Annotated in this window: 9 protein-coding genes; 6 read left to right on the top strand and 3 right to left on the bottom strand. The window is 43.4% G+C overall.

The window, feature by feature from the left end; genetic code table 11:
• Window positions 1-14 precede the first annotated feature (14 nt).
• The 5 genes from MTF70_RS16950 to MTF70_RS16930 all read left to right on the top strand — a co-directional run bounded on the left by MTF70_RS16950 (window position 15) and on the right by MTF70_RS16930 (window position 8,744).
• The gene (locus MTF70_RS16950; RefSeq protein WP_025766649.1) at window positions 15-1,067 is read left to right on the top strand and encodes a formate dehydrogenase subunit gamma; all 1,053 of its coding nucleotides are present in this window, start codon (window positions 15-17) and stop codon (window positions 1,065-1,067) included.
• Window positions 1,051-1,467, top strand: coding sequence for a membrane protein (locus MTF70_RS16945; RefSeq protein WP_005377532.1), 417 nt, complete (start codon window positions 1,051-1,053; stop codon window positions 1,465-1,467). Before MTF70_RS16950 ends, MTF70_RS16945 begins: the two co-directional genes overlap by 17 nt.
• A 423-nt stretch (window positions 1,468-1,890) precedes the next feature.
• On the top strand, window positions 1,891-6,276 hold the full coding sequence (locus MTF70_RS16940; RefSeq protein ID WP_205460950.1) for an RHS repeat-associated core domain-containing protein: 4,386 nt from the start codon (window positions 1,891-1,893) through the stop codon (window positions 6,274-6,276).
• Between the two features lie 2 nt (window positions 6,277-6,278).
• Complete coding sequence (locus MTF70_RS16935) at window positions 6,279-7,181, top strand: immunity 49 family protein (RefSeq protein WP_205460951.1); 903 nt, start codon at window positions 6,279-6,281, stop codon at window positions 7,179-7,181.
• A 342-nt stretch (window positions 7,182-7,523) separates the two neighbouring features.
• On the top strand, window positions 7,524-8,744 hold the full coding sequence (locus MTF70_RS16930) for an ammonium transporter (RefSeq protein WP_205460952.1): 1,221 nt from the start codon (window positions 7,524-7,526) through the stop codon (window positions 8,742-8,744).
• A 32-nt stretch (window positions 8,745-8,776) separates the two neighbouring features.
• On the opposite strand, the gene MTF70_RS16925 is transcribed toward MTF70_RS16930, so the two are convergent.
• Window positions 8,777-8,950, bottom strand: coding sequence for a hypothetical protein (locus tag MTF70_RS16925; RefSeq protein ID WP_205460953.1), 174 nt, complete (start codon window positions 8,948-8,950; stop codon window positions 8,777-8,779).
• A 118-nt stretch (window positions 8,951-9,068) separates the two neighbouring features.
• Here MTF70_RS16925 and cobB point away from each other — a divergent pair, with 118 nt between their 5' ends.
• On the top strand, window positions 9,069-9,800 hold the full coding sequence (gene cobB, locus MTF70_RS16920; protein ID WP_005377522.1) for a Sir2 family NAD+-dependent deacetylase: 732 nt from the start codon (window positions 9,069-9,071) through the stop codon (window positions 9,798-9,800).
• An 88-nt stretch (window positions 9,801-9,888) separates the two neighbouring features.
• Here the strand turns inward: cobB and MTF70_RS16915 are convergent, their stop codons facing one another.
• Window positions 9,889-10,926 (bottom strand): extracellular solute-binding protein, encoded by a 1,038-nt coding sequence (locus MTF70_RS16915; protein WP_025766646.1) that lies wholly within the window; start codon window positions 10,924-10,926, stop codon window positions 9,889-9,891.
• 249 nt (window positions 10,927-11,175) lie between these two features.
• Entirely contained in the window at window positions 11,176-12,207 is a 1,032-nt protein-coding gene (locus MTF70_RS16910) for an extracellular solute-binding protein (protein ID WP_042522970.1), read from the bottom strand.
• Between the last annotated feature and the right edge of the window lie 43 nt (window positions 12,208-12,250).

Here is a 12,250-nt window from a genome sequence, read left to right as displayed (position 1 = left end):
GTAAGGAGAGGCACATGTTAAACACGCTTATACGTGCATCTCTAGCAATGCTGTCAATGATGACGGCATTGCTGCTGACTTTCGCAATGCCTGCTTCAGGAGAGGAACAATCTTCTAAAGTTATTCAACAGGAGATCACGCAACTCGCCGGGGCAGACTATTGGCGCGAAGTCAGAGAGGGGCAAGAAGGCTACACCACGTCCCAATCGCCAGAACATGGCGTATTGATCAGTAAACCTGGTGAGACTTGGTACATTCTAAAAGAGAAATGGATGTCTCCTGCTGGTGCTGTCGCGATTTTCGGCAGTATCGCGATGGTTATCATGGCTTACGTATTCGTTGGTCCTTTGATGCTTAGCAAGCCGCGTACTGGTAAAAAGATGAAGCGTTGGTCTCGTTTAGACCGCGCGCTTCACTGGAGTATGGCGTTTACATTCTTAACGTTGGCATTCAGTGGTTTGATGCTGGTTTACGGTAAGCACTTCTTAAAACCGTACGTTCCTACTGAGTTCTGGGGCTTTATCGTCATGTTGGCGAAGCAGTACCACAATTACATGGGACCATTGTTCTTCATTTTGCTGATGCTCGTGCTCTTTAAATGGTGGCGCAAGTCGATTCCAAACATGACTGATGTTCGTTGGTTCATGAAAATGGGCGGTATGGTTGGTAAACACAAAGGCACACATCCGTCAGCTGGTTTCTCAAACGGTGGCGAGAAGGCAATCTATTGGTTGTTGATCTTCTTTGGTGCTATCGCGGCAGTGAGTGGCTTAGTTCTGGACTTTCCTATCTTTGGCCAAACTCGCCGTGACATGGAGCTTTCTAACTTAGTTCATGCGATTTCGGCACTGATTCTAATCTGTGGCTTTATCTTCCACATCTATATTGGTCTATTCGGTATGGAAGGTGCGTTAGAAGGCATGGTGACTGGTGAAGTTGACGAGACATGGGCGAAAGAACACCACGATCTTTGGTATGAGGAAGTGAAGTCCAAAGAAGCAATGGGCGAAACAGATACGGCACAAACGGAAGTAAAAGGAGCGAAAGCGAATGAACAAACCTCATAACGGGATTTGGGTTGCGTACATCCTGAGCTGTCTGACCCCGTTTACGTTTCTGATCTCAGGCGTTATCGCAATTATCTATGCGGGTTACCGATTAGATAAGGGAGAAGACAGCGACGTAGTGATTTCTCATTACTACGGTTTAATTCGCACCTTCTTTCTCTACCTGACGTTTTTTGTTGTGTTGATCGTCACCGTCGCGACTTCTAACGGTGTACTCGTTGGCGTGAGTGATTATTGGTTGCATAGTACTTTGCTTGAAACCATCGCTTACTTTATTCCTTGGGTAGGGATGGTGTTTGCTGCATTAGCCATTTTGGTGTGGTTTATGCGAATGTTTCAAGGGATGCAGCAACTGCTCAATAACCAACCACACAGACCATCGACAGGTCCAAACCTTTAATCAGTATTCTTTAAGCAAAACCGCCGTAATAGGCGGTTTTTTTGTTGCTGTTTTGTCTCAAATATGAAGCGCTGAGTCGCAGTGGTGATACTTGATGCAACTTATTGAGTGAATTTACGTAACTGGGCAGAAAATCATAGTTAAGTAAGAAACATGTAAAAAAATCGCGTCACGATGAGACATTAGTCTCACTCACGCTATTGTTCATTTACTCAGGATTCATCGTCCCGTTAAAGTACGCTGCGCTCAGAAATTCAAAGAGTTGCATACGTGAAAATTGCCATCAATACATTCAGTCTACGCATACAGAGGAATCTCTATCGGAGGATGTTTGATTAAGGCATCTTGCTCTCACAAATAAAAAGAGCGAAACGAGCATTAAATGATGCGGCAAGGTAAGAAAAGGACAAACACGTTACGGCTATGATCCCTCAATTCGTAATTCCTATCACGAATCGCTTTGGTGAAAGTTATCACTTCTCTGGTCAGTTACTTACTAGCGGCGAACCTAAAACATTCGTGACCAAACAAGAGGCAATAGAGTTTCTTGAGAGCTTTGGTGAGCTTGACCTTCGCTCTGTCGAGGACTTGTTCTATGCGATTGGTCAATTCAAGCCAAACATACCTGACGGTGAGCTTACTTCCCAACACTATAATTCAACGTTTGCCAATGCTTTGGTGAACGGTGACTTGCATGTCGCTCGAATTGTACCTACCGGCGAAAACTACGCACTCTCGTCAGCGGTTACGCCTCCACCGACTCAAAATACCGTCAATGCAAAACCATCGAAGGGAAAGGGGAAGTCGAATAAAAAGAGGGGCAGAAGTGCCGCATCCGACAAGCCTCAGCAACAAAGCAGCGAAAAACATGAGAAAGCCGGTGATCCTGTATCACTTGTGACGGGTGAAGAAATTCTCGAACTCTATGATATCGAGCTACAACAAGGTACTACTTGGCAGCGTACTTACCGCTCTTCGCAGTCGGATGTAAATCATGGAATGGGCTTTGGTTGGCGACATGCATTTCAGTTTGAATTACGCGAAAAGACGAACGAGAAAGACAATGTGATCGCTTGGGAGTTTGTTGACGATAAGGCCGATATCACAGAATTTGAGCCAGTAGATATTGGAGCAACAAGTTACCAGATATACGCTGGTGCGAGCTGTTATTTCCTAAATTCAGCAACTCGGATCGTGACGCTCGCTAATGGGCATCAATATCGATTTGAACAGAAAGATGATCGTTGGCTTGTTAAACAAGTCAGAAATGGCACGTTTTCAACGTTTCAACTGCAGTATTCTCGAAACCATCGATTGATCGAAATCGCATATAACAAGCGTTCGGTTCTTGAATGTCAATATGATAAGCAAGGACGCCTTGTAGAACTGCTTAATGCAAAGTCCCAAAAAGTTCTGACAACTTATACCTATGATGAGCACGATGATTTGGTCAGTGCAACTAATCATTTGGGCTTAAAGGAACAATATCAATATAGCGGTCATTTAATTGTTAAGCGTATACGACCAACTGGCTTTACTCATTATTTTGCATGGGATGGCGAAGGTGCAAAAGCGAAATGCATCAGAAACGTTGGGGACGCAGGAATTTATGACTATCGCTTCCATTATCAAGGAAATCACTCTTCTTATTCTGACTCGTTAGATCATCAATGGTCTTTCTTGCATGACGAGCAGGGTAACTTACTCGAGAAAATAAGCCCCACAGGTAAAACTTGGCGATGGCAATATGATGAATTAGGACGAAAAGCACAAGCTATCTATCCTGATCAGTCAACGGTCAATTATCAATATAATCAGCATGGTCAATTAGTTTCTAAGTTTCATTCCTCTGGCAAAGAAATTCAATATGGTTATGACGGCTTAGGTAAGTTAGTTAAAACGGTTTCACCTGACGGGGATATCGAGAAGGCTTACTACAATAGCCTCGGTCAAAGAGTTTGGGATACCGATCAGTTCGGCTGTGTCACGGAATATGATTACGATAAACACGGTCAAGTCGTCAAAAAAGAGTCTGAAGATGGTAAGAAAAGTCAGTGGTGGTGGGATGAACAACAAAGACTTATCGCGAATGAAATAGACGGTACATTACTTCGTTACAGCTACAACGAAGAAGATCTAGTGAATGGCGTCGCTTATCCCGATGGGTGCATTGCTCAACTCGCTTATGATCAATTTGGCAGGCGTACATCGGTTAGTTATTTTAACGACGAAGACAAAGTCGGTTATAGCGAAGAATATTCTTACGATGAGCACAGCCGTGTTGCTCAGATTCGAACTCCAGCAGGCATTACCTCGTATCAATGGGGAGCACTCGCGCAACAAGAAGCAGTCATCTTCCCCGATGGCAGCCATATTTCTTACGAATACGATCAACAACGTAACCTGACTAAATTAGTTCGGAGTGACGGCTTAGAATTCGAATTCCTGTATGACGATGAAGGCCAGCTGTCAGGAACTGTCGGGTTTGATAATCTACAAAGCCAATTTGATTATGATCATATGGGGCGAATCCATCGTAAGCAAGTCGCAGATAGGACGGTGCTGTATCGCTATGACGCTGCGGGTTATCTCAAGCACGTCAAAGCAGGAAATGGTAGCAGTATTGTAGAGAACCACTTCAATTATACGCTTGGTGGGCGACTTACTTTCGCATCCAATCGCCATCACACATTGCAATACCAATACTCTTCATTCGGGCATTTAACAAAGCGCATTCAAGGCCAGTTTGAGATAGCGCAGGAGTTTAACAGAGTTGGCCAACGCGTATCTCAGGTACTGCCAGATAATACGGAGCTGAACTTCTCTTATGATCGATATGGGCGTTTTTCAGCGATTCGGTTTGGAAACCTAGATTTACCTCAAATCAAATTTCATTACGATGAAATGGGACGAGTTTCCCAAATTGAAACGGCACATTTTAATGAGCGCATCATTTATGATGGTGTTGGTCGTTTGGTCGAACAACATTGGCCGGATAGAGAGAAAAAGTACGTTTACAATGCGCAAAACCGTATTTCATCAATCATTAATAATATGGCAGGAGCAACGCACTATCAGTACGATACCTTAGGGCAACTGAAACGAGTCAATGCTTCCGGAGAAGTGACTAAGTTTGAATACGATAGTTTTGGCAATCCTACTTTGCCATCTTCAGAGGTATTCGCTGATCGTATTGAAGTACACGATGATGTCCGGTTCAAATATGACGCGCAAGGAAACCAGACAAAACGTGAAGGGCAAGGACACGTTCAGACTCGCGTATTTGATGCGTTAAATCAGCTCATTGAAGTTCACACCGACGATGGTATCAGTCAATATGAATATGATGCATTAGGGCGCAGAACGAAGAAAATTACACAACAAGGCGTTACAGAGTTCCTGTGGGAAGGTGAACGTTTAATTGGTGAACGTTCTTCAGGTGCTTTCCGTTGGTATCTATATCAACCAGAAACCTACACGCCAGTGGCACTGCTAGAAAATGACGTTATTTATTGGTACCAGTGCGATCAAGTTGGTAAACCAGAGCGACTGATCGATTGCGAAGGGAATGTTGTATGGAGTGCCAGCTACGATGCTCACGGCTTTGCTCATGTACATATTGAAAAAGTAGTAAATCCATTGCGTTTTCAAGGACAGTATTTCGATCAAGAAACCAACTTACATTACAACCTCGCTCGGTATTACGACCCTAAGCTAGGACGTTTTATCCAACAAGATCCGATATCTATTGCTGGTGGTATTAATCATTACCAATATGCAGTCAACCCTATCCAATGGATTGACCCAACAGGTTTCCTATGTGAAGAAGGGCTAAAACGCTTGGGTCAAATGTTGGCAGAGTATCAGGCGCAAAGCGATGTTCCCCAAGAGGTTTGCGATCAGATTTTAGAAGCAGCAAAAGAGTCATCCGTCGGAGAAGATGGCGTTCGCTCGCAAGTCAAAATCCGCAAACCCAAAGGTAAAAATCATATTCGATATGAATACGATTTAGACCATATTGATTGCGAGAGAAACGAGATTACTTTTTACCGTCATATCAATCACTCAGATGGCACCAGACACGAAGTGCAGTATGTTGTTGGGATTGAGGAGTTTGTAAATGCGCATGTTTTTGACTCAGAGAAAGTTGGTGGAGAGGAAGGTTGTACGATCTTCACTGAAGATCTTGTGCTGAATAAAGCAGAGTATAAAGAAAACTCTGAACTCAATACGAGTGATTATGAGCTAACAGAAAGAAACAAAGCAAAAATTGACGAATGCTTGAAAGAGCGTCAAGAGGCAATGGACGCTCGAACTGGCGAAGAGGGATATAACGCTCAAATTGGCAATATTAACCAACAGTCCGCAAAAATTGGTGAGTTAGCCGCGGATGACTTTGTCCGGAGTAAACGTCCTAATGCTAAGCTGCTTCATCCCAAAGATATTGGAACCTCAATTTCGAAGCCGGGCGATTTTGATATGGTTTACGAGGTGGAAGAGCCGCCACCAGGTGAAATTATAATTGTTGAGGCTAAAGGGGGTAGCAGCCCGCTGGGCAGCCGTAAGATTGGAAACGAGGCGTATCAGCAAGGGACAAGTAAATATACGGCGGAAATAGTTAAGCTAATGTCGAAAAATTTAGAAGGAACAACAGAAAAAGTAGCTGCCGACGAAATTCAATACGCCGCTTTATCCGGTAGACCTATTCGATATATACATACGCAAGCAAGCATCCCTGAAAGTGGAAAGGCCTCGGACTTAAAGCTAGAAGTGGCAGAGTTTAAAATTAATTCCAAAGGATTAAAGTAAAAATGCAAAGTAATGAATCGAGCAAGGTTGTAGAACGCAAAGCAAATCCTGAACTTGACACACAAGCAATTGTGAGTAAAAAAAAATTTATAAATAGAGTCCTAGATAACAGAAAAGAAGGTCTTAAAGTCAGGCGGGAAAACCTAGTCAGTCTTGGTGATTTTGCCATCGACCAGGTTCGCTGGTATACATGGTTTCAAACCTCACATGAAGACGAACAAATTTGTACATTACGCCTTTATGAAACTTCATTAATGGGGGCTTGTTATCATCGGCTGGCTATGTTTCCTAATGAGCCATTAACTGTTCAGATACTAGATTATCCAGAAGTAACATGGGATGGTGAAGGTATCTTAGAAATGGGCTTCATTTGTCCTTCAATGTGGCTGGATGCTTATTTTATATCGGCAATTGTGCGTGACAGGCCAAGTATGGATGTATTGGCGAACTTTCCCATTTCTCTGATGAAACAAAGTGCCACTAGGGCGGGTAAGTTGTCTTATATGCTAGTAGATGTCATCCAGTCGTTCCATAACCGCACATCGGACTACCCTGATAAACTGGTGGCCGCGATGGACGCGGCAGTTGCTCAGGGTGATAATTGGGCGTTAGAAATCGCCATGGGTATTTTGGAAACTTTTGCTACCCTGACAACTGACATCGGTTATGACTTTGAAGAAGTACTTATTAAGAACCTTCAGTTCCAAGAGAAATACCAAATGAGGCTCGATAAGTCAGAGGACTTGATTTCTATAGAAACTTTCATCTCTTTCCCTCTGCTTGGCATGGCTTGCATGTGGTATGACAAAGGTAACCGTTTATCTGTTGAAACTGGTTGGCTCCCTCCCTATCTTGTCGAAGGACGTTGGTTAGAAGAAGTAAAAGCAGGGAAGATCACTCGATAAACTCCTTTAGTTAGCAATTCCGTATATAAGCCACCTCTCATGGGGTGGCTTTTACGTTTATCGTATAAAGTTTGCTGTTTGTTGAGCTATATGGTGCGCATTATGTTGGTGCACTAAAACCACATTGGTGCATTTATTAGCATGTTAAACACCATTTCAAGAATACCTAATTTTATTAAAGTTCATACAAAACAATAAATTAAAGCGTAAGTGTTAGAAATATAAATTATGGAATGAGAATTGCTCTGTTAGACGCTCTATAAATCAAGTTCACCAAATTGGTGATGAGCCTAACTTTGATGCACAGGATAAGTGCGCTACAGATCAATGGAGACAATTATAATGAGTGTAACTGCCAATCAGGTACACGGCGCTGTACAAACTCTCACGCAAAGTTCCGACACACTTTTCTTACTACTTGGCGCAATCATGGTTTTTTTGATGCATGCTGGTTTCGCTTTTCTTGAAGTAGGAACCGTGCGCCAAAAGAACCAAGTTAATGCTTTAGTTAAGATATTGGTTGATTTCGGTATATCCGCCATCGCGTATTTTTTTATTGGATACTGGGTCGCTTATGGCGGCACCTTCTTTGCTGATGCTGAGACATTATCTCAAGGCAATGGTTACGAGTTAGTGAAGTTCTTTTTCTTGCTGACCTTCGCTGCAGCGATTCCCGCTATTGTTTCAGGTGGTATCGCAGAACGAGCTCGTTTTTATCCGATTCTAATCGCAACATTTTTCACTGTCGGCATCGTATACCCGTTATTTGAGGGAATGATCTGGAACGGAAACTTTGGTGTTCAAGCTTGGTTTGAAAATACCTTTGGTTATGGCTTCCACGATTTTGCAGGTTCAGTCGTTGTACATGGTGTTGGCGGCTGGATAGCGCTTGTTGCCGTCGTGTTTTTGGGCATGAGAAAAGGCAGAGTTCGAGCAGGAAAGCACACCAACTTTGCACCTTCGAATATTCCTTTTTTGGCCTTGGGAGCTTGGATCTTATGTGTGGGGTGGTTTGGCTTCAACGTCATGTCAGCTCAAACTGTGTCAGGCATAAGTGGCTTGGTGGCTATGAACTCATTGATGGCAATGGTCGGAGGCATTGTTGCGTCATTGTTGGCTAGTAAGAATGACCCTGGCTTTATTCATAACGGCCCACTGGCTGGCTTAGTTGCTGTATGTGCGGGCTCAGACTTAATGCATCCTATCGGTGCTTTAGTGACAGGTGCGATTGCTGGCGTGCTATTTGTTTATCTTTTTACCCACCTACAAAACAAAACCAAGATTGATGATGTGCTGGGTGTCTGGCCTTTACACGGTGTATGTGGCGCTTGGGGTGGTATTGCCGCTGGGATTTTTGGTCAAAGCGCATTGGGTGGGCTAGGTGGCGTGAGCATTATCGTTCAGCTTCTAGGAACGCTTTTGGGCCTTTCCATCGCAGCGCTTGGTGCACTTGTAGTCTACGGTGCGATTAATACCAGTATGGGACTGAGGCTTTCAGAAGAAGACGAATTCAATGGCGCTGACCTAGCCATTCATAAAATATCTTCGACCAACGAGGATTGAGGCCAATATGGGAGCGGCATAAAGCCGCTCTTTTAGCAGTTGTCTTTCTTGGCTTGGCCCGGAGGACAGAAATTACCATTACCTCGATGGTCATCATCATTGGTGCTGACTCTTACCTTTACATCATCGACTTCGCCTTCAACATTGGTAAGTTGACAGCCTGCCAAAGTCATAAGCAATGTAAACGTTAGAGATACTTGTCTCATTGCTGTTCCTCTTAAATTGTAATTCTAATAGTGACCATTACGACTATGGTCTAATCCATATTACTACTGTTGCTATTCTTTCAGTGTTAAGCTAATGAAAAAACAGCAAGGATGAGTTATGAATTTCCCTTATAGAAATATTGTAGTACTTACTGGTGCAGGTATCTCGGCCGAATCTGGTATTCAAACATTTCGTGCGCAAGATGGCCTATGGGAGAATCACCGTATCGAAGATGTAGCAACGCCTGAAGGGTTTGCTCGCGATCCGGACCTTGTTCAAGACTTTTACAACCAACGCCGCAAGAAACTTCAAGATAATGCGATAAAGCCTAATGCAGCGCATGAAGCATTAGGTCGTTTAGAGGCTGAGTTAGAAGGTAAAGTGACGGTCATCACTCAAAATATAGACAACCTTCACGAAAGAGGCGGCAGTCAGAATGTGATTCACATGCATGGTGAGTTGCTCAAGGCGCGCTGTAGTGAATCTAACCAAGTAGTAGAGCACAATGAGGACATTAAGACAGGCGAACTTTGTCACTGTTGTCAGATCCCTTCACAAATGCGACCACATATTGTTTGGTTTGGTGAAATGCCACTGCGAATGGGTGATATCTACGCGTCATTAGAAGAAGCAGATTTGTTTATTTCTATTGGGACTTCTGGCGTTGTGTATCCCGCAGCAGGTTTTGTTCATGATGCAAAAATGCACGGCGCACATACCATTGAAATTAACCTAGAACCTAGTGCGGTAGAAAGTGAATTTGAGGAAAAACGCTACGGAAAAGCAAGCGTTGAGGTTCCAAAATTAGTTGACGAGATACTGGCTCTAGAAGGAAAAGAAAGAGCGTAATAACTTCAACAGGAAGAGTTTTTGTCTTGTCATTAAGAACAAAAAAGCGGCTCATGAGCCGCTTTTTCATATCTTTAAAACTAACGAATTAGTTGTTCACTTTTAGCTTTTGGAAGTACTCATCGTACATTACGCTCGCTTCGCCAACTTCATCTTGCCAAGTACCGCTGTCCATCACTTCTTGTGGTGGGAAGATGCTTGGATCATTAGCAAATTCTTTCGGTAGCAGATCGTGTGCCGTTTTAACTGGCGTAGGATAACCAATCTCTAGTGCAATCTTAGCTGCGTTCTCAGGACGTAGTAGGAAATCGATCATCTTATGAGCTGCGTCAACGTTCTTCGCACCAGCTGGAATTGCTAGGCTGTCCATCCAGAAGATAGTGCCTTTTTCTGGCCAGATGATGTCGATGTTCGCACCTTCTTGACGAGCCATGTATGCAGAACCGTTCCAAAGCATGCCTAGTGAAACTTCACCCGCAAGGTAAGGGTTTGCAGGAAAGTCTGAGTTAAATACTAATACGTTTGGCATTAGCTTTTTCAGTTCTTCGTAAGCGGCTTTGATTTCTTCTGGGTTAGTCGTGTTTGGTGAGTAACCAAGCTTAGTCAATGCAATGTGGAATACTTCGCGAGAATCATCCATCAGCATTAGTTGACCTTCCCACTTGCTATCCCAGAAATCATCCCACTTAGTAACCGATGATTTGTCTAGCATGTCAGCATTGATACCAATACCGGTCGCACCCCAAATGTATGGGATAGAGTAGTTGTTGTTCGGATCGAACGGTTTGTTTAGGAAGTTAGTATCAAGATCGGCAAAATGAGATAATTTCTCTTTGTCGATCTGTTGTAGCATGCCTTCTTTACGCATTTTAGAGACGAAATAGGTAGACGGTACTACCAAGTCGTAACCAGAACCTTGAGTTTTTAGTTTTGCGTACATACTCTCGTTAGATTCGTATGTAGAGTAAATAACTTTGATTCCGGTTTCTTTTGTAAAGTCTTCAAGAACTTCGTTTGGAATGTATTCCGACCAGTTGTAGAAATACAGTTCTTGATCAGCAGCCATTGCAGGGGTAGCGATGAGCGTCGCTGCACATAGAGCGCTTGCGTAGAATTTACTTTTCATTTGTTTTCCGTTTTGTTTCGCGATTGGACAAGTCAATACTAGTTGGAGTTATCAATTTGAGCCAAATCGCAGTAAGCACAAATATGTTCATTTAGCTTGAATATCGTTGTCTCCTTGTTATGAGACGATAAATCTATGATACCAAGACAAATAAACCTAGCAACGCGCGATTATATCAGCCTAAGACAAAAATAGGCAGCGTATTGCTGCCTATTTTCCTATGGTTGATGACTTGTTACACAAGCTAGATTATTGTCCCGCTTTCAGCTTGAGGAAATAATCTTCGTACTTAACGGTTAGATCACCAACCGCATCTTGCCATTCAACGCGGTCAAGGTCTTCTTGAGAAGGGAACAGTGGGGCAACGTCTTTAAACTTAGCATTCGATTCTTCCACCGCCGTTAGGTAGCCAGTATCACGAGAGATTTGCTCTGCGATTTCTGGGCGCAGTAGGAAGTCAATCATCTTGTGAGCGGCTTCTACGTTCTTCGCACCGGAAGAGATAGCGAAGTTATCAACCCAGCCGATACCGCCTTCTTTAGGAAAAACGAGTTTAAGGTTCAGGCCTTCACTTTGTGCCGCTGCGGCGCTACCGTTCCAAAGCATACCAATGCCCACTTCACCAGACATGTAAGGTGCGCCAGGGTTGTCAGAGTTGAAAACTAAAACGTTAGGCATCAACTTTTGTAGCTCAGCGTACGCTTCATCGATTTGCTTAGGGTCTTTTGAGTTACCTGAGTAGCCAAGTTTACGCAGAGCGATATGGAACACTTCACGAGTGTCGTCCATCAACATTACTTGACCTTCAAGCTCAGGCTTCCATAGGTCAGCCCAGCTTTGGAAGTCGTTTGGATCGTACATATCTGCGTTAACCGCTAGGCCTGTAATCGCAACAACGTGTGGGATAGAGTAGTCGTTACTTGGATCGTAAGGCTTGTCTAGGTAGTTTTTATCTAGGTTGCCGAAGTTTTTCAGCTTAGTCTTATCGATCTTTTGTAGCATGCCTTCGTCACGCATCTTCGCCACGAAGTACGTTGAAGGTACTACTAGGTCATAACCTTGGTTATGGGTTTTTAGCTTTGCATACAAAGTTTCGTTCGACTCGTAAGTCGAGTAGATCACTTTGATGCCAGTTTCTTTAGTAAATTGCTCTAGGATATTACTGTTGATGTAAGGACCCCAGTTCATAAATACTAGTTCTTTATCATCCGCTGTCGCTGTACCAGAGAACAGAGAAAGCGCACATGCACTACCAGCTAATAGAGTAGCCCATTTTTTCATTGACGTTAGCTCCAAACCAAACGTTGTCCAATTTTGGACGATA

It is taken from the genome of Vibrio sp. 2CM40D, from assembly GCF_023161825.1.
GTDB lineage: Bacteria > Pseudomonadota > Gammaproteobacteria > Enterobacterales > Vibrionaceae > Vibrio > Vibrio alginolyticus.
The sequence above is the reverse complement of the archived record's forward strand: the minus strand, read 5'-3'. Positions and strand labels throughout refer to the sequence as shown.